The following is a 20,038-nucleotide window of genomic DNA, read 5'->3' as shown; positions in this document are numbered from 1 at the left end:
CCTCGACGTCGGCGGTGGAGTGGCCGAGTTCGCCGAGGATCGCGTCGGTGTGCTCCCCGACTCCGGGCACCGGGTCCATCCGGGCGCTGGTCCCGGCGATGTCGACGGGCGGCAGCAGCGCCTGGACCGATGCGCCGGGCACGCCGACCTCCCGCCAGCGGTCCCGGCCGTGGAGGACGGGATGGTCGAGGAAGTCGGCGACGGAGTTGACCTCGGCGTAGGCGATGCCGGTCCGGTCGAGAAGTGCGGCGATCTCCGCCGCGGGGGAACGGGAGAAGCGCTCGGCGACAACGGCGTTGAGAGCCTCACGGTTGGCGACGCGGGCGGACGAGGTGGCGAAACGCGGATCGTCCGTCAGCTCCGGCTGCTCCAGGAACTCCGCGCACAGGGCGGTCCATTCGCGTTCGTTCTGGATGGAGAACAGCACCTCCTTGCCGTCGGCCGCGGTGTAGGCGCCGTACGGGGCGATGGTGGGGTGCTGGGTGCCGATGCGCGGCGGCTGTGTGCCGGAGTGGCCCGTGTAGTAGGCCGGTTGACCCATCCACTCGGCGAGCGCCTCGAACAGCGAGACCTCGACGGGCCGCGCCACGCCGGTGGTCGCTCGCGTGAACAGGGACGTCAGGACGCCGCTGTAGGCGTACATGCCGGCGGCGATGTCCGCCACGGAGATGCCGACGCGGGCCGACTCCTCGCCGCTGCCCGTGAGCGAGACGAGTCCGGTCTGGCACTGGACGAGCAGGTCGTACGCCTTGCGGTCCGCCCACGGTCCGCTGGTGCCGTAGCCGGAGACGGTGCAGGGGATCAGCCGTGGGTGCTCGGCCGTCAGGATGTCGGGGGTGAGTCCGAGCCGGCCTGCGGCTCCTGGCGCGAGGTTGTTCACGAACACGTCTGCCCGCGCGAGGAGTTGGCCGAGCACGGCACGTCCGCGTTCGTCCTTCACGTCCAGCGTGAGGGATTCCTTGGAGCGGTTGAGCCAGACGAAGTAACTGGAGTGCCCGTGCACGGTGGTGTCGTAGCGGCGGGCGAAGTCACCGCCGCCGGGGCGTTCGACCTTGATGACGCGGGCGCCGAGGTCGGCGAGCTGGCGCGTGGCGAACGGGGCGGCCACGGCCTGCTCGAGGCTGACGACGGTGATCCCGTCCAGCGGGCGCTGAGTCATCCTCGCATCACTCCGTCCTGTCGCCGTCCCGGTCAGACGATTTGTACGGCCAAAGAACAGGGGTGTCAATGACGGCTCTCAACTGCGAAGATGCCCGTCCTGCTTGACGGTTGAGCGGTGTGGTTCACAGAATGCCCCTGCTTTGTACGCAACAAGCCGCACACGGCCGTCAGGCGTGAGCGAGGAGAAGCCCGTGTCCATGCCCACCGATGACGCCGGCGTTCTGCAGAGCATCGCGCGCACCTGGCGTCCGCCCGGCACCGAGAGCACCGACCCGATGGACGCCGGCCCCGCCGCCGCTCTCTCGGCGATGCTCGATCTGCCCGCACCCGCGGCTGTCACCGGGCAGCCGATTCCGCCGCTGTGGCACTGGCTGCACTTTCTGAGCAGCCCGCGGCAGAGCGAGCTCGGCGTCGACGGGCACCTCCGCGACGGTCACTTCCTGCCGCCGATCCCGCAGCGGCGGCGGATGTTCGCGGGCGGACGACTGAAGGTCCACACGCCGCTGCTCCTGGGAACACCGGCCCAACTGGCCAGTTCCGTCAAGGGAGTCGAGCTCAAGCAGGGCAGGAGCGGCGAGCTGCTGTTCGTCACCGTGCAGGGCGAGTTCCGGCAGGGCGGCGTGCTGTGCGCGACGGAGGAGGTGGACCTGGTCTACCGCAGCGGCGGGCAGGCGCCCGTACCGGCCGGGCTCTCGGTGGACACGGACACGACACCGGCGTCCGACGCACCCTGGCAGTCGCCCTGGGGGACCGACCCGTCCCTGCTCTTCCGCTTCAGCGCGCTGACCGCCAACGCCCATCGCATCCACTACGACGCGCCCTACACGACCGGCACCGAGGGGTATCCGGGGCTGGTCGTGCACGGCCCGCTGCTGGTCCTGTCGATGTTGGAGCTCGTACGCCGCGAGGCGCCCGGACGTGCGGTGCGCACGCTGTCGTACCGGCTGCGCACGCCCGCCTTCTGCGGCGAGCGGCTGCTGACGTGCGGCGAGGAGACGGGCGTGGACGCCGAAGGGACACGCCTGCGGCTGTGGGTGGCCGGCAGCCGGGAGGACACGCACGCCACCGCGGAGGTGAGCCTCGCGTGAGCGGCAGTCGGCCGAGCCGACGCCGGAGCGCCTACCGCGAGCTCGCGGACGATCTGCGCGCGGACGTCCTCGGCCAGCGCTATCCCGAAGGGGTACGGCTGCCGACCGAGGCCGAGCTTGCCCGCACCTACCGCGTCAGCAGGCAGACGGTACGACGTGCCTTCCAGGATCTGGTCGCCGAGGGGCTGGTCCAACGGGTGCCCGGGCGCGGCACGTTCGCCGCGCAGCGCGACAGCCGCTACCTGCGGCAGTTCGGCTCGGTCGAGGACCTGATGAGTCTGTCCGTCGACACGAAGATGCAGGTCTCCAGCCCCCTGCGCCGCCAGATCGACGTGGACGCCGCGAGCAGGCTGCAACTGGAGAGCGACGCCGTACACACGCTCGCGTTCCGGCGTCTGCACGACGAAGTGCCGTTCTGCCACACGACCGTGTGGCTGCCACCCGAGGTGGGTGAGCGGCTGCGGTCCGTACCCGAACTCGCCGCGCCCGGCGCGGTCAGCACGGTCACCGTCATCGGGCTGCTCGACGAGCGGCTGCCCTCGCCGATCACCGATGCGGAACAGAGCATCACCGTGGCCGCCGCGCCCGAGACGGTCGCCGTGGAGCTGCACTGCGAACCGGAACTTCCCCTGCTGCGGATCGACCGGCTCTACAGCACGGCGGACGGGCAGCGCGCCGAGCTGGCGATCAGTCACTTCCTGCCCGAGCAGTACTCCTACCGGGTGCGGCTGCGGCGCGGTCCGCGCTGAGGCCTCACGGCGTCGGTACGCCCGCGGGGTGTGCGGGGCGGGTGAACCGTACGGGAACACCGGGCGAGTACAGCACGCTCACCGGAGCACCGGCCGGCGCGGGCAGCCCGGCGCACCGGATCAAGTCCGCGTCGCACTCGGTGAGTTCGGCACGGTGGAGCGGCCAGCGCGGATGGTCGTTGGGCAGGAAGACCGGGCGCCCGAAGAAGGCGTTGTGCATCCCCCAGCGCGCCGTCAGGAAGTGCTCCAGCTCCGTGGGCTCGGCGATGGGCTCCCCGATCCGTACCGTCATCCGGCAGCGCGCGCCCCTGGGGCCCGGCCACCGCCGGGTGCTGGTGTAGGTGACGCTGCCGCCCCGGTGGTCCACGGCCATACGGGACCACCGGTAGGGCATGCGGAAGACGCTGAGCGCCACCGTCACCGGGATCAGACGCGAGGCGTCGAGAGAGCGGAACACCACGCCGCGGCGGCCGTGTTCGTCCACCGAGTAGAGGCGGACGTTGGTCTCGGGGAAGCTGCCCAGGTACGGGATGCCGGGCAGCCGGAACCAGCCCACGCGGTGCATGCGGAAGGCGACGAGGCCGATGTAGGTCCTGCCGTCCAGGACGTCTGGGACGGTGCCGACGGGCAGCAGCGGAGCCACGTCGGCCGGGTCCGCGGGCCAGTGCACGAAAGCCAGGTCGAGCCATGACTGCGTGAGCAGCGCGCTCCCCGTCGGGGGAGGCGGATCGGGTGTGACGGGCTGCGGATCGCGGGGCGTCTGCGGCACGTGTCCAGCATCGCAGAGCGAACCGGGAGGTGCTCCGGCGACCCGGCGGAGGCGGCGAGGGGCATCGCTCGGCCGCCCCCGCCGGGTCAGAGCTGCCGCGTCAGGACAGCAGCCGCTTCCAGTCGGACTGCGTGAGCTCCTCGACGGAGGAGACCGTGCCGCGGGTCTTACGGAGAAGGGTGCTGACGGCGTCCTGGACGTCGCCGGCGCCTGCCGAACGGACCGACGGGGTGATCAGCGGCCAGATGTCGGAGCCGAGGTAGCCGGTCTCGTCGACCTTGCTGTGGTGCGAGGCCGCACAGGCGTGCTTCTCGATGCCGTAGGAGTCGGCGAGTTCGGCGACGGCCCGCTTGGTGCCCGTCCCGAAGACGCCGTCCACGGGCACCGACTTGAAGCCCTTGGCCCGCAACAGGTGCTGGGCGGCGCGTACTTGGGGGCCCACCGCACCGGGCTTCAGCAGCGGCCAGGTCAGCAGCCCTTCGGCGGACTTCACGCCGAGCGCGTTGCCGACGGCGTCACGCAGCTCCTGCAGACGCCCGTAGAGGACGCCGCCGGGGCACTCCGTGGAGTTGAAGTCCCGGTGGCCCTGGATGTTCGCCAGGTCGGTGCCGTACTGACCGGCGATCCAGGCCACGAGCTGGACGAGGGAGTCCCACAGCGCCTGCGGTACGTCGACGTCGGAGTAGAGGCCCTCGTTCTCGATGCCGATGACCTCGCTGTTGTGGCTGCCGACGTTGGCACCCTGCACGTGCTTGGTGCCGCCGCGGACCACTTCCAGGCTCCTGTGGCGTCCCTCCAGGCGGTATCCGCCGCGGCTGTTGGTGAACTGCTGGCCCGTGTCCGCCCAGCCGTTGCCGTCCATGTGGAAGTTCTGGATGTCCCGGCAGATCTTCTTCGCGTGCTCCAGCGAGTAGTCCTCGCTGTTGCCGGGCTCGGCGGTGTGGTGGACGACGATGAAGGTGGGGACGTGGTTCTCGACGACGATGGCGCTGGAGGGAGGACGTGCGCCCCACTCCTCCGTGCTGTAGATGCGGGGTTCGGCGACCGCCTTGGCGCGTGCGCCCTGTGAGCGGTACGCCGCGGACGAACCGGCGGCGTTCGCGGTCCCGGCGGCGCTCAGACCGATCGCGCCGGCAGCCGTGGCCGCCACACCACCGCGCAACAGCGAGCGGCGGTCGAAGCCTTGCTGTGCAGCCATCTCGATCTCCTTCGAGGGTGGGAACGGTGGCTCGCTCGCTCGGAGTTCCGTCACCGAAGAGTGGGGGGACCCGCGCGGGAGAAGGCAGCCGGCCCTCTTCCCGCGCGGGCTGAAATCGAATTCCGCGCCTCGCCAGTAAAAGCAACCCGCCATGAACGCGACAACCCCATTGGGGCAACGCATTGCGACTTTCTCGGAGTTCTGAAAGAAAAACGGGCCACGAATCACCTGTAGCAGAGCGAACCGGGCCCCGCCTCCCATGGTCGGCCCTGTGAAACCGGTGTACGGGGGAGGTGGTCCGCAGCTCGCGAGTGTGCCCGGGCGGAGGCCTGGGGCTCCGTCAGTTGACGGAGCCCCAGGGGCGCCTCCTTCATCCGAACGGTGGTTCCTCAGCTCCCGGTGCACCGCTCCACCAGGCGGGTGCTCCCCGGGAAGCCGCTCACCGTGAGCGCTGACGCCCGGTCATGCTCAGGCCGACGCCGCTTCCCCCGCGCAGGGGTGCCCTTCCAGGGCGGCGAGCCGGGCAACGGCGCGCTGAGCCGTGATCAGGTCCTCGGTGGCCCCGCGCACGCCCGTCAGGGGCGGCTCGCCGCGGGTGACCATCGCGTGGAACGCGACGAGTTCCGCCTCGAAGGCCTCGCTCACGGAGCGGAACCGGGCGCGGCGCTCGGTGCCGCCGTCGTTGTCGGTGGCTGTCAGCACCGTGGGCGTGTTCATCAAGTAGGGCGAGGGGAAGGCGAGTTGCAGGGTGCCGCCCTCGTGGTGCACGTCGACCGTCTCGCGGTAGGCGGCGTGCCCGGGCAGGTAGTGCCAGCGGATGGCGTAGCGGGCGCCGCCCGGCAGGCGCCCGGACAGCTCGACGGAACCCGGTCCCGTCTGACCGGCCCGGCTCGGCCACGTCGCTGCGAAGTCCACGGTCTCCGGGGATCCGTGGACGAGGCGCATGAGCGAAAGGTCGTGGCACACAGAGGCGTTGACGATCTCGTACAGGGAACGGGCAGCCGGTGGTGCTTCCACCCCGAGCGCGTGGTCGATCAGACTTGCGTCCCTGGCGCGGAGCGCGGCGAGCGCGTCCGGGTCGATGTCGCCCGGAGGCAACGGCAGGTGTGCGAAGTCCCGTTGGGACTTGCCCGTCGGGTGCAGGACGCACACCTCCACGGAACGGACCGCCTCGGGGCCGCCCGCCTCCTCCAGGAGCCGGACCAGGCGCAGGGCGGCGGGGTCGTACTGCTTCATGTAGGCGACCATCAGCCGCGGGCCGCTCGCCTGCGCGTCCTCGGCGGCCGCGACCCGCTCGGCCTCGGCACGCGTGAAGGCCAGCGGCTTCTCGCACAGCACGGCGTAGCCGGCTCGAAGGGCGGCCTCGGCGGCATCTCCGTGGGAGCCGGAAGTCAGCAGCATCACGGCGTCGAAGCCGCCTCCGGCGAACAATGCGTCCGTGCTCAAGTACCGCCGATTCTGCGGGACTTGGTAGCGCGTGCCGATCTCGTCGAGGTTGCTGCCGGAGAGGTCGCACAGGGCGGTGATCTCGAACAGATCGCGTCGTCTCTCCAGCAGGGGCAGATGCACGGTGCGGGCGACGGCTCCGAGCCCGGCGACGGCGAGGCGCAGCCGGGTGCCTCCGGAAGAGGGGGTGTCGGTCATGGCCGAAGCCTTCCCGGAGTTGAACGCCTTCACGTGCCCCGTCGTACTCACGCGCCTCGTCGCGCTCACGCGCCCGCCGTGCCTGTCCCCCCTCAGGCCGTGCCGTCCTCCTCCTCGACGATGCGGGCCAGTCTCCTCGGCGCGACCAGGGTGTAGGAGGTGCGGACCCACTCCGTGATCTGCTGCCACCGGTCCTCGTCCTGGTCCTCGCCGGGGGTGAGGGTGAGGGCGATCCATCCGTGCCTGCCGAGGCCGTAGCCTGCGGGCTCGACGCCCGGGTCGGTCGCCGCGACGGCCGCGGCCTCCTCCCGGGACAACTTCAGCGACAGGTGGCGCGCTTCGCCGTCGCAGAAGACGAAGTTCTTCCCCCTGACCCGGAAGGTGGGATGGTCGCCCCACTGCTCGATGTCGACGCGTTCCGCCTCCGGCAGTCGCGCCGCGATCCGTTCGAGACGGTCCATGTTCGTCATCGTGTGCCCTCCGAGGGTTCCGGCTCGCTGTCCTGTCCCGTGGTGTGGAGATCGAAGCCGACGCTGCCCAGCCACAGCGCCAGCACGTCACCGAGCCGCTGACGTTCCAACCGGTAGTGGCGTTCCCGCCCGGCGGAGGCCACCGAGACCAGCCCCGCCTCGGTGAGGACTCCCAGGTGCCGCGTCGTCGTCGGCCAGCTGTGGCTGAAGCGGGTGGCGAGCTCACCGGCGGTCAGTGTGCCGTTCCGCGCAGCCAGCACCTGGAGGATGTGGCGCCGAGTGGCGTGCCCGAGCGCGCTGAAGACCGCTTCGATGTCGTCGAGATCGCGGAGCCCCCGCGCCGGCTTCGCCTCGTCCGCAGGACTCACCGGCGTGCGAGCCGCCGCAGTCCGGCGAACTCGAACGCGGGCTGCCCCTCGCGCTCCTCGCAGAGAGGGCCCATCGCCTCCCAGATGCGGCTGACGAGCGGATGCGTGTGCGCGCGCCGCGAGGCGTCCTCGTCCACCCAGTCGAAGATCTCGACGATCAGCGGCCCCTCCGGGCGCTTCTCCGTGCCGACGTAGACCTCGGGTTCGCGGTCGGTGACCAGCTCCACCTCGCGCAGCGTGGTCCAGTGCCGGTCGACGATTTCGAGGAACTCGCTCTCGCAGCCGGGCTTGACGCGGTAGCGGGCGATGGAAGTGATCGGTTCGCTCATGAAGCGATTATTAGCGCTCCGGCTAAATAATATCAAGGACGTTCCGTGTGGCGTCCTGTTGCATGCGCGATTCGCGCACCTTGCATGAAACGCGCAAGCCGCGTAACTTCCGCTCCATGCCGGACCCGGCGGTGGCCGGCGTCTCGTCGAGGACCGATGGAAGGCGGACCCGCACATGTCGATACCGATCAAGGCGAGCCTGGAACGTGTTCCCGGCGGCATGATGCTGGTGCCGCTCCTGGTGGGAGCGATCATCAACACCGCCCATGAGGGGACGGGGGACTTCTTCGGGTCCTTCACCGGGGCGCTCTTCTCCGGGGCGCTGACGATCCTCGCGGTCTTCTACGTGTGCATGGGCGCCACGATCGAACTGAAGACGACGCCCTACATCCTCAAGAAGGGCGGGGCGCTGCTGATCACCAAGGCGGGCGTCGCGGTCGTCGCCGGAGTGGTGATGGGCCAGTTCCTGGACGAGGCGCCCGTGGACGGCGGGGTGTTCGCCGGCATCTCCACGCTCGCGGTCGTGGCCGCCCTCAACGACACCAACGGCGGCCTGTACATGGCGCTCATGAGCCAGTTCGGACGGCAGCGGGACGCGGCCGCGTACTCGCTGATGAGCCTGGAGTCCGGCCCGTTCCTCACCATGCTCACTCTGGGAGTCGCGGGCCTGTCGGCCTTCCCGTGGCAGACGATGCTCGGCGCGATCCTGCCGCTCCTCATCGGCATGGTGCTGGGCAACCTCGACCCGCAGATGCGCAAGTTCCTGGGAGCCGCCGTGCCGGTGTGCATCCCTTTCTTCGGCTTCGCGCTGGGCTCGGGCATCGACCTCGCCGCGGTCTGGACGGCGGGGCTCCTCGGCATCGGGCTGGGGCTGTTCGTACTGGTCGTCAGCGGAACCACCCTCTTCTTCACCGACCGGCTGGTGGGCGGGAGCGGACTCGCGGGGCTCGCGGCGGCGACCACGGCGGGCAACGCGACAGCAGTGCCCGCGTTGGTCGCAGCGGCCAATCCCGCCTACAAGGAGGCGGCGGAGAAGGCCACGATCCTGGTGGCCGCCGCGGTCGTGGTGACCTCGCTGCTCGTGCCCGCCATCACCCTCGCCTACCACCGTCGCCTGGAGCGGCAAGGTGCGCTGGACGTCAGGGAAGGTGAGACGGACGGCTCGGTGAAGCCCGAAGGGGACTCCGAATCCGGCGCCGATGGACCTTCCGGTGAGCAGGATGCGCGAATCGCGCAGACGCGGGAGCAGGCCGAAGGAGCTGCAGAGCCCCGATGAGAACCGAACCGGCCGTCCTGATCGTCGCCGACGACCTCTCGGGCGCCGCCGACAGCGCCGCCGCGCTGGCCGGGCGCGCGGACAGCGCCGTCGCTCTCCACGCGGAGGCGGACTGGCCGCGCTCCTCGGTCATCGCCGTCGACACCGACAGCCGGTATCTGCCGGGCCCGGCGGCCGCGGCCGCCTGCGCGGCGGTCATCGGACGGGCCGGACCGGAGACCCTGGTCTACAAGAAGATCGACTCCACGCTGCGCGGGAACATCGGCCCCGAGATCGCCGCGAGCCTGGCCGCCTTGTCGGGGCTCGATGAGGACATCGGGGCCGGCGGCCGTCATCTGGCCGTCGTGGCACCGGCGTTCCCCGCGACGGGGCGCACCGTCGTCGACGGGAGCGTCCTCGTCGGGGGTGAGCCTCTCCGCGCCCTGCATCCGTCGCGGGAGCCGCTGATCGGGCAGCTCGAGGCCGCCGGGCTGAGGGTGGCCCGGCTGCCGTTGCGTGAACTGCGCGACGGCAGCCCCGAAGCAGTGCTGGCCGGGACCCGCGATGCCGACGCCGTGGTCGTGGACGCACTCACCGACGAAGACCTCGCCCGAACGGCACGTGCCTGCACGGGACTTCGCGCACTGCTGGTCGGCTCCGGCGGGCTCGCCCACCATCTGCACCCGGAGACCTCGGCATCGGGCTCCGGCGGCGGGGGAGCTGCCGCGGGTGCGTCAGGGCCGGCGCTGGTGTGCGTCGGCAGCCGGAGCGACGCCGCCCGCGCCCAGTTGCGGGAACTGCTCGACGGCACGGACTGCGTCGCCGTCCGCGTCGCTCTGGTCGACGGTGCCCTGGAGGCGGCCGCGCAGCAGGTGCACTCGGCACTGACGCACGGTCGGCATGTGGCCGTCTTCCCCGACCCGGACGAGCCGGTGGACCCGGCCCGTTCGGGCCAAGTCGCCGCTCTCCTCGGCGAGGTGGCGCGCGCCGGTCTCGACGCCGCGGGGACGTTCGTGGCGACCGGCGGTGAGACGGCGAGGTCGGCGCTGACCGCGGGCGGCGTGAACACCCTTGCCGTGCAGGGTGAGTTGGAGCCCGGAGTGGTGAGCATGCGCACGCCGGGCGGGCTGCGTGTCGTCACCAAGGCCGGATCGTTCGGCGACTCCGGGACGTTGCTGCGCATCGTCCGCCCGCTGTCACCGCCCTCCCGGCACGACGGGCCGTACGTGTCCGGATCCTTGCCCTGACCGATGCCCGGTTTCGCTTCAACCCCTCACTTGCGGAAGGCTGTCACCATGTCCCGACCCGTCATCGCCCTCACGATGGGAGACGCCGCAGGCGTCGGCCCCGAGGTGATCGTCAAGGCACTCGCCGCTGCCGACCCCTCCTTCCGGCCCCTCGTGGTGGGCGACGCGGCACGGCTGCGCCGCGCGGTCGAACTCACCGGCGCACAGCTGGAGATCAACCCGGTCGCCTCGCCGGAGGAGGCTTCCTGGACGCCAGGAGTGGCCGACTGCATCGATCTGGCGAACATTCCGGAGGACCTGCCGTTCGGTGAGCTCTCCGAGGTGGCCGGCGAGGGCGCGTACCGCTACATCGAGGTGGCCACACGGCTGGCCTCGGAGCATCGCGTCGACGCCATCTGCACCGCTCCGCTCAACAAGGAGGCGCTGCACGCGGCGGGGCACAAGTACCCCGGTCACACCGAACTCCTCGCGAAGCTGACCGGGACGGACGAGGTCTCGATGCTGCTGTCCGCGCCCACGCTGCGGGTCATCCACGTCACGACGCACATCGGACTCGTCGACGCCGTGGCGAAGATCGAACCGGGGCTGGTGGAGCGGACGTTGCGCCGTGGCCACGCCACCCTCGTGGCCTCCGGAGTCGCCGAGCCGCGCATCGCCGTCTGCGGCATCAACCCGCACGCCGGTGAGAACGGGCTGTTCGGGTACGGCGAGGAGGAGTCCAAGGTGGTTCCGGCGATCGAGGCGGTGCGGGCGAGCGGCATCGACGCTCGCGGGCCGCTGCCCGCCGACACGGTCTTCTTCCGAGCGGTACGCGGCGACTTCGACCTCGTCGTCGCCATGTACCACGATCAGGGCCACGGCCCGGTCAAGGTGCTCGGACTGGACGCGGGCGTCAACGTCACCGTAGGACTCCCCGTGATCCGCACCAGCGTCGACCACGGCACCGCCTTCGACATCGCCGGCACCGGCACGGCCGACGAGGCCAGCATGCTCGAAGCGCTCCGGCAGGCCGTCGAGTTGGCCCCCGACCGTACGGGCGCGGCCGCCGTGAAGAGCCAGGCGGGCGAGGCCGGGTGAACGGCGACGACCGGCGCGGTGAGATCCGGGATCTTCTTCAGGTGCGGCCCATCGCGGTGGCCGAACTCGCCGAGCGCTACGGCGTTTCCGAGTCGACCATCCGGCGCGATCTGACCCGCCTGTCGGAGTCGGGCCAGGTCGTACGGACCTACGGCGGTGCCCTGTCGCACGCCACGGGTGAGGAGCAGACCCTCCACGAGCGCGAAGGCCTCGCGGTGGCGCAGAAGGCCGCCATCGCGCGGGCGGCCGAGGCCCATGTGGCGGGCTGCAGCATGGTGTTGCTCGACGCCGGCACCACGGTCGGAGCGCTGGCAGGACGGCTTGCGGGGCGCGGCGGGCTCACCGTGGCGACGCCGGGGCTCACCTCGATCAACATCCTGGCCGGGGTCCCCGGGATCGAACTCGTCGTACTCGGCGGCAGCGTCCGGCAGTTGAGCCTGGGCATGGTCGGGCCGCTGGCCGAGGCAGCCGTCTCCAGGCTCAGCGCGGACGCCGTCTTCCTCGGCGCGGACGGGGTGGTCGCCGGACGCGGCATCTGTGAGGCGTCGCCGGAGCAGAGCACGCTCAAGCAGTTGATGATCGACCGCTCCCGGGACGTCCATGTCCTCGCGGACGCAGGGAAGTTGGGCCGTGCCGAATCCCACTGGTGGTCGACCTTCGACCGTCCCTGGACCCTGATCACCGACCAGGGGGCGAGCGAGGACCAGCTCGCCCCGTTCCGCGCGGACGCCCTGTGCACGGTCCAGGTGGCGGGCCGCGCGGGCTGAGCGGTGGAATCGCGGGCCCCGGAGGCCTGCCGGGACCCGCGTGCCGAACCACTCGGTCGGCAGCCGGAGATCAGTGACCGGAGATCAGTGGCCGGAGGTCACCGACCCGGCGATCAGCGTCCGGCAGCGACGGAGAAGGCGTCCACACCGGTGAGTTCGGCGGACAGCGCCCAAAGGCGCGCCGCCTGCTCGGGATCCGTCGCGTGCGCGCGTACACCGCTCCCGTTGGAGGCCGGGTCGCCCTGCACGGGCTCCGCGATGTCGCAGTCCTCGCAGTAGACACCTCCCATGCCCTCAAGTTGCGGCGACGTCGCCGCCCACACGCTGGTCGCGGCGCCGGCCTCGGGTGTCTTGAAGGAGGTGTGCAGCGGATTCCCGTCCGCGTCGATCCAGCCCAGAGCCACCATCTCCTCGGTGGGCAGGTGACGTTGGAGCGGCGTGAGGATGCCTCCGGGGTGCAGCGAGAAGGCCCGTACGCCCGAGTCGCGGCCGAGCGCGTCGAGTTGGAGGGCGAACAGCGCGTTGGCCGTCTTCGCCTGCCCGTAGGCCTGCCACTTGTCGTAGTCCTTCTCGAAGTGCACGTCGTCCCAGCGGATGCCCGAGAGGCGGTGTCCGGCGGAGGAGACGGAGACGACGCGGGCGCCGCCGCGTGCGATCGCCGGCCAGAGCCGGTTCACCAGCGCGTAGTGGCCGAGGTGGTTCGTGGCGAACTGGGCCTCCCACCCGGGGCCGACCCGCGTCTCGGGGCAGGCCATCACGCCCGCGTTGTTGATCATCAGGTCGACGTCGCGGCCCGTGGCGAGGAACCGCTCGGCGAAGGAGGCGACGGACTCGAGGTCGCCGAGGTCGAGCGTGTCGACCTCGGCTCCGGAGATGCCGGCAAGGGCTTCCCGGGCGGTCTCGGGACGACGTGCCGGCACCACGACGCGTGCGCCCGCCGAGGCGAGCGCACGCGTCGTCTCGAGACCGAGACCCGAGTAGCCGCCCGTGACGACGGCGAGCTTCCCGGACAGGTCGATGCCGCGCAGGACGTCGGCGGCGGTGCTGTGGGCTCCGAAGCCGGAGCCGAGGTTGTGCTGAGGGGTGGTGCTGTGCTGAGGAGGGGTCATGCCGGGAACGCTACGAATTGGAGCGCGCTCCAAGGCAAGTGAACCTGCCGCAACGTGCTCACCCTCTGCGTCAGGCGGTGAGGAAATCGGCCTTCCCCGACTTGGCTCCCTGGATGAACGCGTTGATCTCCTGGGGGGTGTAGAGCAGCGCCGGCCCGTCCGGATCGGTGGACTGGCGCAGCGCGACGCGTCCGTCCGCGAGCTTCTTCGCCTCCAGGCAGGCGCCGCCGTTCTGACCGCTCCAGGGCTTGTGCCAGTCCTCGGTGCCCAGATCACGGGCGGGCATGCCGTTGTAGACGCGTCCGGTGATGGTTTCGGTCTCTGCCTCGGGGTTCATTTACGAACTCCTTCCGCGGTGGTTCAGGTACGGCCGGGGGCCCGGCGCGTACTCGGCAGCCGGCTTCGGACACATGGGAGCGCCTGCAGCCGCGATGACCACACCAGGCCGCTGATTGAGATGGACCGCAGTGGGCAGCCGGGTCTTCGTCAACACAAGCGTTTTCCTTGCGACTTGACTCTGAAATTATCAGAACGAAGCTTGCGGCCTGAAGCCTACAGGGACATAGTGGCAACGTGATGCTCTTCACCGGTGCAGGGGAAGCGGGACGTCATCAGTCGGACGTCGGGCCGGTAGCGAGGGCTTGCGGGGTACCACTGCGGGGGAGTGGGATGTCGCTCACGTGCACAACGGACGTACGGGCGCTGCGCCTGCGCCCGTACGTCCCAGCGCGAGGCCTGCGGTGACGGGTCAGGAGGGACCACCTCCTGCCGTCGACGTCACGGTTCCTCACCCGGCGCGGATCAACGACTACTGGCTCGGCGGCGAGAACCACTTCGACGTGGACCGGAGCGCGGGCGAGCAGGTCCTCGCCGCCTTCCCCCGGATGCGGGAACTCACCCGTCTGTCACGGCAGTTCGCCGGGCGGGTGGTGCGGTACATGGTCGAAGAGGCGGGTCTGCGGCAGTTCCTGGACGTGGGTACGGGCATGCCCGTCGCGGGCAACACGCACCAGGTCGCCCAGGGCATCGCTCCGGAGTGCCGCGTCGTCTACGTCGACCACGATCCGCTCGTACTGGCCCGTGCCGACGCGCTGTTGGCCGGGTCCTCGCAGGGCGCCGCCGACTACATACACGCGGACGCGCACGACCCCGACCGCATACTGAGCTACGCCTCGCGGACATTGGACCTGGACCAGCCGGTGGGCGTGATGCTGATGGGCATCCTCGGTCACGTCACCCGCTACGCCGAGGCACGCGCCATCGCGGGCAGGCTGATGCAGGACCTTCCCGTCGGCAGCCATCTGGCGATCAGGGACGGCACCGACACCGACGAGGCCTACAGGACCGCCATGCAGGAGTACGGCAAGTCCGGTGCCGCGCCCTACCAGTTGCGTTCACCTCAGGAGATCAGCCGGTACTTCGCCCGCCTGGAGCTCGTCGAACCCGGCGTCGTCCCCTGCCCGTTGTGGCGTCCGGCCGACGACGCCGACGTCACGACAGGGACGAGCGTGCCCGTGCTGGGCGGCGTCGCGAGGAAGTCCGAGTGAGCGCAAGTCCGGCCTGCGTCGCGGGGGTTCACAGGCGGCCGGCCGACCCGGTGCGGGTGCGGCCGTAACGCCTGATCCGCCGGTACGGCTCGAACGGCGCCGCGGTGGCCGGATCCGCGGTCCCGGTCAGCAACCCGCTGACGAGCCTGCCGGTCGCCGGTCCCAGCATCAGGCCGAGCATGTTGTGACCGGTGGCCAGCAACACCCTCGGGCTGTGCGGCAGCCGGCCGATCAGCGGAAGTCCGTCAGGCGTCATCGGACGGGCACCCACCCACTCCTCCTGGCAGTCGTCCCAGTCGGCATGGCGCAGATAGGGACGTGCTGCCGAGACGATCGCGTCGATGCGCCGGCGCCGGAAACGGTCCGGGTCGCGTTCGAACTCCATCGTCCCGGCCACCCTGACGCGATTTCCGACGGGGGTGAGCACCACCTTCGCCGAGCCGAGGTGCACCAGGCGGGAGGGGAGCGGGTCGGCGGCGACGGAGAAGCTGTAGCCCTTCCCCGCACGAGGCCTCGTTCGAGGTGCTGCGCAGCCGTCGCCCCGCCACGCACGCCGCGCGGCAGGCAGGGCGGATGAAGGGCGTGAAGCCCGGGATGAGCCTGCCGATCATCGTGGGCGAGGAGGCCATCGGCACGGTCTGCCTCACCGGGCAGCCGCAGCAGGTGCACAGGTTCGGGCTGGCGGTCCAGCGGCAGACGGAGATCCTGCTGGAGGAAGCGGCCCTGCTGCGGTCGCGGATGGTGCACGAGCGCGTCGTCGACGACTTCGTCAGGGACATCGCGCTCTACGACCCCGCGATCGTCGACGCGCATGCCCTGGAGTCGCGAGCGGCCGAACTGGGCCTGGCCCCCGCCCTGCCCAGGACGGCCGTGCTGCTGCGGGTGCGGGAGACCGGCAGACAGGAGACCGGCGTACGGGACTCAGGCGAACGCGGGGCCGGGGCCGCCTCGCGCCCTCCCGCCCGGCGGCTGCCCGTGCTGCGGACGATACGGGGGGTCTTCCGCGGAGGTCAGGACGTCGCGGGGGAGACCGCCACGGGGCGCTTCACCGTACTGACGGCCACCTCCGGCGGGCAGCCCGCCCTGCTGAGACGGTGCGAGAACCTGCTCGGTCTGCTGCACGAGCGGCACGGCTGGAGATGCACATGGCTCTCGGCGAACCGGGCTCGGGCCCGACGGGAATGCACACCTCCTGCCGTGACGCGGCCACGGCGCTGCACATCGGCCCCTCCGTCGCCCCGGGGGGAGAGGATCTTCACGATCACGGAGCTCCGGGTGCCGCAGCTGGTGGCCTCGGTGTCCGGCACCGCCCGTCACAGGTACGCCGATTCGGTGCTGCGCGAGCTGCACCACCATGCGGACTGGCCCGTCCTGCGGGCCACCCTGATCGGCTGGGCCGAAGGCGGATTCAGCCTGCTGCGGGCTGCTGAGCGCCTGCACGTACACCGCAACACCCTCATATACCGGCTGGATAAGATCACCCGGCTCTCGGGTACGGACGTACGCGAGCCCACGCGGGCTCTGGCCATGTACCTGGCGTGCGTGACGGACCTGCTGGACACACCTTCGGGAGGCTCCTGAGCGAACGGCGCGGGCCTCCGGCGGCGGAGCCGGGCAACGGGTACCGTTCTCCGGAACGACTTCGGATCCGTTCGCACCGGGGCCCGGCGAAAGCCGGTGGGGGAGACTCTCCTGTGCGGGCTGGGGCAAGCCAACTCGCCCTGAGAAACGGCTCGTTGACGCGGAACAACCGGGACACCGACCAGCGAATGAGGGCTCGGAACATGCGGATCCTGATCATCGGTGGCGGCATCGCGGGAACAGCGGCCGCGCTCGCCCTGGACAAGGCCGGGCTCGAGGCCACCGTCCACGAGGCGCACCCCGAGACCGGGGAGGACACCGGAGCCTTTCTCACCCTCGCCAGCAACGGCATGCGCGCGCTCGCGCAGTTCGGCGCCGCCGAGGCCGTCGCGGCGGCCGGCTTCGAGCTGACGGCGATGCGCATCACCACCGACACCGGTGCGGTCGTCTCCACCGTGCCGCTCGGCGAGACCGAACACCCCCTGCGGCGCTTCCGCTGTCTGCGCCGGGCCGAACTGGGCGCGGCGCTGAGGGCCGAGGCGGTGCGCCGCGGCATCGCCGTGCAGCACGGAAAGCGGCTCGTCACCGCCGCCGAGGACGAGGACGGCGTGACGGCGTCCTTCGCCGACGGCACCACGGCACGCGGTGATCTGCTCCTCGGTGCTGACGGAATCCACTCCGTCGTACGGTCGTTGACCGACCCGGACGCCACCCCGCCCCGGTACGCGGGCCAGCGGGTCTTCTACGGCTACACCAGCAAGGCGACGCCGCCGCACGAAGTCGGGCGCATCGACATGCTCCGAGGCAGCGGCTCCGCCATGGGGTACGCGGTCTCACCGATGGGGGAGACGTTCTGGTTCGCGCGGATCTCGGAGGGCGAGCTGACGGACACCGAGATCGCGGAGACCACTCCCGCGCAGTGGCGCGACCAACTCCTCCCGCTGCTTCGGCCGGACGCAACGGCTGCCGCCGACATCGTCGCGGCCACCGGGGACAGGCTGATGGTGACCAACGCCCGTGACCTGTCCACCGTCACCCGGTGGCGTACGCCGCGCATGCTGCTGGTCGGCGACGCCGCGCACGCCGCCTCCCCGGCGACCGGGCAGGGCGCCTCGATGGCGCTCGAGGACGCGGTGGTGCTGGCCAAGTCGCTGCGCGACGCCCCCACCACGCAGGTGGCGATGGAGACCTACGAACAGCTGCGACGCCCCCGCGTGGAGCGCAACATCGTCAACAGCGCCCGGCTGACGCCCCGTCGGGCGCCCAACCGCCTTCAGCGGACCCTGCGCAGCTACCGTGCGCGGTTCCGTCCTGCTGGCGCTTCCACGTCACAGGCGGACGAGGAGTTGCAGCGGCAGCTGGACTGGGACACGCCCGTCGAGGTCAACGCCCCGTCGGGGCAGGGCGGATGACACGCACGGGCACGCGGGCTCACGCTTCGGAGCGTGCCTCTGCGGTGCGTCGGGTGAGCCCGAGCCGCAGACCGTCCGGCATGAGGGTCAGCCGCTCGGCGACCTTGAGCCGGTAGGCGGGGTCCGCGGTGAAGTCGTAGCGGCGCACCAGCAGGCCCAGGACCAGGGTCGCTTCGTGCAGCGCGAACTGCCGGCCGATGCATGCACGCGCTCCGGTGCCGAACGGCTTGAAGACATGGGCCGGCCGCGCGCGTACGGCCTTGGGCGTGAATCGGTCCGGGTCGAACTCGTCCGCGTTCTCACCCCAGGCCGCCGGGTCGCGGTGCAGCAACAACGTGAGGACGAGAGCCCAGGCGCCCTGACGCATGGGATGGAGACCGCCCAGCGTGGTGTCGTGCCGTGCCTCGCGGGAGAAGGCGGGCGCGGTGGGCCACAGACGCAGGGTCTCGTCGAGGATGCGCCTGATGCAACGGAGCCTGGGGACCTGTTCGTACGCAGGTGTGGGCGAATCCCCCCACACCTCGTCCACCTCTGCACGTGCCCGTGCCAGGACGGCGGGGTTGCGGGAGAGGTAGTGCAGCGCGAACGAGAGGGCGCCGGAGGTGGTTTCGTGTCCGGCGATGAGGAACGTGAGGACCTGGCGGCGGATGTTCTCGGTCGAGAGGCGCTCGCCCGTCTCGGAATGAGCGGTCCTCAGCATCATGTCGAGCAGGTCGTCGCGTGAACCCGCCTCGCCGTTGGCACGGCGGGCCTCGATGACCTGGTCGACGGTGCTGTTGAGGAACTCCCGGTCGACGACGTTGCGCTTCGTCGCGCCCCGCAGCAGCAGCGAACTCAGCACCGGAGGCACCGTGTTGCGGCGCTGGGCGTAGGAGAGCGCTCCGACCATGGCGTTGACGAACGGGTGGAGCGTCGGGCGTTCGAAGGAGTCGAAGTCGTGGCCGAAGCCCGTACGCGCGATGGTCTCCAGCGTCAGCTTCGTCATGTCGCCGGGAACGTCGACCGGGCGGCTCGCTGAGGCCTGCTCGTCCCAGTGCGAGGTGAGCTGCCTGGCGACGTCGAGCATCAGCGGGTGGTAGCCCTCCATCGCGGCGCGGCTGAAGCCGGGGGCGAGGATGTCGTGCGCGAGCTGCCAGTTGGGTTCGTGGTTGTAGGCGGTGAAGAGACCGTCGCCCGCGATGGGCCGGAGGTTGGCGATCCCCAGCCCGACGTGCTTGGCGAAGCGCGACTCGTCGGCGAGCTCGGCAGCGAGGTCCGCGCCCCAGACGAAGACGATCTCGTTGTTGAAGGCCTTGCGCCGGAATATGGGGCCCAGCCGCCGTCCGAAGCGCATCGAGTCCTGCACGGGGGCGCTGACGTCCGCGCCGAGCACGTCTCCCAGGAACGGGATGCGGCGTGGCGGCCGGGGGATGCGGTGCAGCTCGGGCCAGGAGAGCTCGGCGCTGCGGAAGCCCTTGGGCGTACCGGTCCTGGGTGCCGCCTGTGCCTGCGTCATCCGGGTCAACTCCCCGCGTCGTACGTCCCGTCGCGCTTGTTGTACATCGGTTCAATAGCGCGCTCCAAGTGTGTGCTCGCTGTTGAACGCACGTCAAGTAAAGTGACCGGCATGGCCGGGAAGCAGGGGGGACGCACACGTCGCCGGCTGAGCACCGAGGAGCGCAGGGAAGAGCTGCTGGCCGTCGGAGCCCGGCTGTTCTCGCGAAGCCCCCACGAGGACGTGTCGATCGAAGAGGTCGCCGAGATCGCGGGTGTCTCCCGCGGGCTGCTCTATCACTACTTCCCGACCAAGAAGGACTTCTTCGCCGCCGTCGTCGAGCGTGAGAGCCGGCGGATGCTCCAGCTGACAGCCGCGGTCCCCGGCGTGCCGGCCCGCGAGCAGCTCTCGCTGGGCCTGGACAGCTTCCTCGAGTACGTCGAGTCGCATGCGCAGGGCTTCCGCGCCTTCCACCGCGCGGAGGCGGCCGGTGATCCGGTGGTGCGCAAGGTCTACAGGGAGGGTCTGGACGCGCAGGAGCGTCAGATCCTCGACGCGCTGGCCGCGGACCCCGAAGTCGCCCGGCTCGCCTCGGAGATGACGGCGGCGGGCCTCCGTATCGCCGTGCGGGGCTGGCTGTCGTTCATGGTCACGGTGTGCCTGGAGTGGCTGGAGGAACCGGCCATGCCGCGCGAGGACGTACGGGACCTGTGCGCTCGTGCACTGCTGGGCGCGATCACGCCGTCCTAGACGCTCCCCCCGCCCGGAACGGCCGGAGACGCGGGAGCGGACG

The 20,038-nt window shown here is 70.9% G+C and carries 21 protein-coding genes and 1 pseudogene; 11 read left to right on the top strand and 11 right to left on the bottom strand.

Going from position 1 to position 20,038, the window contains the following annotated elements:
- Nucleotides 1–1,159: CaiB/BaiF CoA transferase family protein (locus H5J26_RS06895; RefSeq protein ID WP_181764818.1), on the bottom strand; the 1,159-nt coding region annotated here is incomplete at its 3' end.
- 199 nt (nt 1,160–1,358) lie between these two features.
- Here H5J26_RS06895 and H5J26_RS06890 point away from each other — a divergent pair.
- Complete coding sequence (locus H5J26_RS06890) at nt 1,359–2,249, top strand: hypothetical protein (RefSeq protein ID WP_181764817.1); 891 nt, start codon at nt 1,359–1,361, stop codon at nt 2,247–2,249.
- The gene (locus H5J26_RS32215) at nt 2,246–2,998 is read left to right on the top strand and encodes a GntR family transcriptional regulator (protein ID WP_181764816.1); all 753 of its coding nucleotides are present in this window, start codon (nt 2,246–2,248) and stop codon (nt 2,996–2,998) included. The genes H5J26_RS06890 and H5J26_RS32215 overlap by 4 nt, the downstream gene beginning before the upstream one ends.
- 4 nt (nt 2,999–3,002) lie before the next feature.
- Here the strand turns inward: H5J26_RS32215 and H5J26_RS06880 are convergent, their stop codons facing one another.
- The 6 genes from H5J26_RS06880 to H5J26_RS06855 form a co-directional block, all read right to left on the bottom strand.
- A complete protein-coding gene (locus tag H5J26_RS06880; RefSeq protein WP_181764815.1) occupies nt 3,003–3,767 on the bottom strand; it encodes a YqjF family protein in 765 nt (254 codons plus the stop codon).
- Between the two features lie 100 nt (nt 3,768–3,867).
- Nucleotides 3,868–4,965: an N-acetylmuramoyl-L-alanine amidase gene (locus H5J26_RS06875; protein WP_181764814.1), complete on the bottom strand. Its 1,098-nt coding sequence runs from the start codon at nt 4,963–4,965 to the stop codon at nt 3,868–3,870.
- 468 nt (nt 4,966–5,433) lie between these two features.
- Entirely contained in the window at nt 5,434–6,609 is a 1,176-nt protein-coding gene (locus H5J26_RS06870) for a Gfo/Idh/MocA family protein (RefSeq protein WP_181764813.1), read from the bottom strand.
- A gap of 92 nt (nt 6,610–6,701) precedes the next feature.
- A complete protein-coding gene (locus tag H5J26_RS06865; RefSeq protein WP_181764812.1) occupies nt 6,702–7,070 on the bottom strand; it encodes an MmcQ/YjbR family DNA-binding protein in 369 nt (122 codons plus the stop codon).
- 5 nt (nt 7,071–7,075) lie between these two features.
- The gene (locus H5J26_RS31905; protein WP_419183758.1) at nt 7,076–7,447 is read right to left on the bottom strand and encodes an ArsR/SmtB family transcription factor; all 372 of its coding nucleotides are present in this window, start codon (nt 7,445–7,447) and stop codon (nt 7,076–7,078) included.
- Nucleotides 7,444–7,776, bottom strand: a complete 333-nt coding sequence (locus H5J26_RS06855) for a hypothetical protein (RefSeq protein ID WP_181764811.1) — start codon at nt 7,774–7,776, stop codon at nt 7,444–7,446. The genes H5J26_RS31905 and H5J26_RS06855 overlap by 4 nt, the downstream gene beginning before the upstream one ends.
- Nucleotides 7,777–7,951: 175 nt before the next feature.
- On the opposite strand from H5J26_RS06855, the gene H5J26_RS06850 reads away from it, so the two are divergent.
- The 4 genes from H5J26_RS06850 to H5J26_RS31305 are packed head-to-tail and all read left to right on the top strand — an operon-like array spanning nt 7,952 to nt 12,122.
- Nucleotides 7,952–9,052: a 2-keto-3-deoxygluconate permease gene (locus tag H5J26_RS06850; protein ID WP_181764810.1), complete on the top strand. Its 1,101-nt coding sequence runs from the start codon at nt 7,952–7,954 to the stop codon at nt 9,050–9,052.
- Complete coding sequence (locus tag H5J26_RS30980) at nt 9,049–10,278, top strand: four-carbon acid sugar kinase family protein (protein ID WP_210771072.1); 1,230 nt, start codon at nt 9,049–9,051, stop codon at nt 10,276–10,278. The genes H5J26_RS06850 and H5J26_RS30980 overlap by 4 nt, the downstream gene beginning before the upstream one ends.
- 48 nt (nt 10,279–10,326) lie before the next feature.
- Nucleotides 10,327–11,355, top strand: a complete 1,029-nt coding sequence (gene pdxA, locus H5J26_RS30975) for a 4-hydroxythreonine-4-phosphate dehydrogenase PdxA (RefSeq protein WP_210771071.1) — start codon at nt 10,327–10,329, stop codon at nt 11,353–11,355.
- Nucleotides 11,352–12,122, top strand: a complete 771-nt coding sequence (locus tag H5J26_RS31305; RefSeq protein ID WP_181764809.1) for a DeoR/GlpR family DNA-binding transcription regulator — start codon at nt 11,352–11,354, stop codon at nt 12,120–12,122. Before pdxA ends, H5J26_RS31305 begins: the two co-directional genes overlap by 4 nt.
- Nucleotides 12,123–12,235: 113 nt before the next feature.
- On the opposite strand, the gene H5J26_RS06835 is transcribed toward H5J26_RS31305, so the two are convergent.
- Both H5J26_RS06835 and H5J26_RS06830 read right to left on the bottom strand, forming a co-directional pair.
- Nucleotides 12,236–13,231: an SDR family NAD(P)-dependent oxidoreductase gene (locus H5J26_RS06835; protein WP_181764808.1), complete on the bottom strand. Its 996-nt coding sequence runs from the start codon at nt 13,229–13,231 to the stop codon at nt 12,236–12,238.
- Between the two features lie 70 nt (nt 13,232–13,301).
- A complete protein-coding gene (locus tag H5J26_RS06830) occupies nt 13,302–13,568 on the bottom strand; it encodes a DUF397 domain-containing protein (RefSeq protein WP_181764807.1) in 267 nt (88 codons plus the stop codon).
- 403 nt (nt 13,569–13,971) lie between these two features.
- Here H5J26_RS06830 and H5J26_RS06825 point away from each other — a divergent pair, with 403 nt between their 5' ends.
- Entirely contained in the window at nt 13,972–14,778 is an 807-nt protein-coding gene (locus H5J26_RS06825) for an SAM-dependent methyltransferase (RefSeq protein ID WP_181764806.1), read from the top strand.
- 28 nt (nt 14,779–14,806) lie between these two features.
- On the opposite strand, the gene H5J26_RS06820 is transcribed toward H5J26_RS06825, so the two are convergent.
- Nucleotides 14,807–15,232 carry an NAD(P)/FAD-dependent oxidoreductase gene (locus H5J26_RS06820; RefSeq protein ID WP_235980451.1) on the bottom strand — a complete coding sequence of 142 codons (426 nt, stop codon included), beginning with the start codon at nt 15,230–15,232 and terminating at the stop codon, nt 14,807–14,809.
- Between the two features lie 62 nt (nt 15,233–15,294).
- Here H5J26_RS06820 and H5J26_RS31895 point away from each other — a divergent pair.
- From H5J26_RS31895 to H5J26_RS06810, 3 genes and pseudogenes are all read left to right on the top strand, one after another.
- Nucleotides 15,295–15,543, top strand: a pseudogene (locus tag H5J26_RS31895) (sugar diacid recognition domain-containing protein); the annotation flags it as partial.
- Nucleotides 15,517–16,359 (top strand): PucR family transcriptional regulator, encoded by an 843-nt coding sequence (locus H5J26_RS06815; protein ID WP_268933016.1) that lies wholly within the window; start codon nt 15,517–15,519, stop codon nt 16,357–16,359. The pseudogene H5J26_RS31895 and the gene H5J26_RS06815, both read left to right, overlap by 27 nt.
- Before the next feature lie 203 nt (nt 16,360–16,562).
- Nucleotides 16,563–17,771: an FAD-dependent oxidoreductase gene (locus H5J26_RS06810; protein ID WP_181764805.1), complete on the top strand. Its 1,209-nt coding sequence runs from the start codon at nt 16,563–16,565 to the stop codon at nt 17,769–17,771.
- A 19-nt stretch (nt 17,772–17,790) separates the two neighbouring features.
- Here the strand turns inward: H5J26_RS06810 and H5J26_RS06805 are convergent, their stop codons facing one another.
- A complete protein-coding gene (locus H5J26_RS06805; protein WP_181764804.1) occupies nt 17,791–19,266 on the bottom strand; it encodes a cytochrome P450 in 1,476 nt (491 codons plus the stop codon).
- Nucleotides 19,267–19,377: 111 nt separating this feature from the next.
- Between H5J26_RS06805 and H5J26_RS06800 the strand changes: the two genes are divergently transcribed.
- Nucleotides 19,378–19,995: a TetR/AcrR family transcriptional regulator gene (locus H5J26_RS06800; protein WP_181764803.1), complete on the top strand. Its 618-nt coding sequence runs from the start codon at nt 19,378–19,380 to the stop codon at nt 19,993–19,995.
- The last annotated feature ends 43 nt before the right edge of the window (nt 19,996–20,038 follow it).

It is taken from the genome of Streptomyces albidus (ex Kaewkla and Franco 2022) (assembly GCF_013870515.1).
GTDB classification, from domain to species: Bacteria; Actinomycetota; Actinomycetes; order Streptomycetales; family Streptomycetaceae; genus Streptomyces; species Streptomyces albidus.
This window is presented reverse-complemented; position numbering and strand designations above follow the sequence as displayed.

Excerpts from the sequence above, each read along its gene's own strand:
- H5J26_RS06810 (WP_181764805.1), top strand. The coding sequence starts at position 16,563 with ATGCGGATCCTGATCATCGGTGGCGGCATCGCGGGAACAGCGGCCGCG.
- H5J26_RS06835 (WP_181764808.1), bottom strand. The coding sequence starts at position 13,231 with ATGACCCCTCCTCAGCACAGCACCACCCCTCAGCACAACCTCGGCTCC.
- pdxA (WP_210771071.1), top strand. The coding sequence starts at position 10,327 with ATGTCCCGACCCGTCATCGCCCTCACGATGGGAGACGCCGCAGGCGTC.
- H5J26_RS06815 (WP_268933016.1), top strand. The coding sequence starts at position 15,517 with ATGGTGCACGAGCGCGTCGTCGACGACTTCGTCAGGGACATCGCGCTC.
- H5J26_RS30980 (WP_210771072.1), top strand. The coding sequence starts at position 9,049 with ATGAGAACCGAACCGGCCGTCCTGATCGTCGCCGACGACCTCTCGGGC.
- H5J26_RS06890 (WP_181764817.1), top strand. The coding sequence starts at position 1,359 with ATGCCCACCGATGACGCCGGCGTTCTGCAGAGCATCGCGCGCACCTGG.
- H5J26_RS06805 (WP_181764804.1), bottom strand. The coding sequence starts at position 19,266 with ATGACGCAGGCACAGGCGGCACCCAGGACCGGTACGCCCAAGGGCTTC.
- H5J26_RS06830 (WP_181764807.1), bottom strand. The coding sequence starts at position 13,568 with ATGAACCCCGAGGCAGAGACCGAAACCATCACCGGACGCGTCTACAAC.
- H5J26_RS06855 (WP_181764811.1), bottom strand. The coding sequence starts at position 7,776 with ATGAGCGAACCGATCACTTCCATCGCCCGCTACCGCGTCAAGCCCGGC.
- H5J26_RS06800 (WP_181764803.1), top strand. The coding sequence starts at position 19,378 with ATGGCCGGGAAGCAGGGGGGACGCACACGTCGCCGGCTGAGCACCGAG.
- H5J26_RS06875 (WP_181764814.1), bottom strand. The coding sequence starts at position 4,965 with ATGGCTGCACAGCAAGGCTTCGACCGCCGCTCGCTGTTGCGCGGTGGT.
- H5J26_RS06865 (WP_181764812.1), bottom strand. The coding sequence starts at position 7,070 with ATGGACCGTCTCGAACGGATCGCGGCGCGACTGCCGGAGGCGGAACGC.
- H5J26_RS06870 (WP_181764813.1), bottom strand. The coding sequence starts at position 6,609 with ATGACCGACACCCCCTCTTCCGGAGGCACCCGGCTGCGCCTCGCCGTC.
- H5J26_RS06850 (WP_181764810.1), top strand. The coding sequence starts at position 7,952 with ATGTCGATACCGATCAAGGCGAGCCTGGAACGTGTTCCCGGCGGCATG.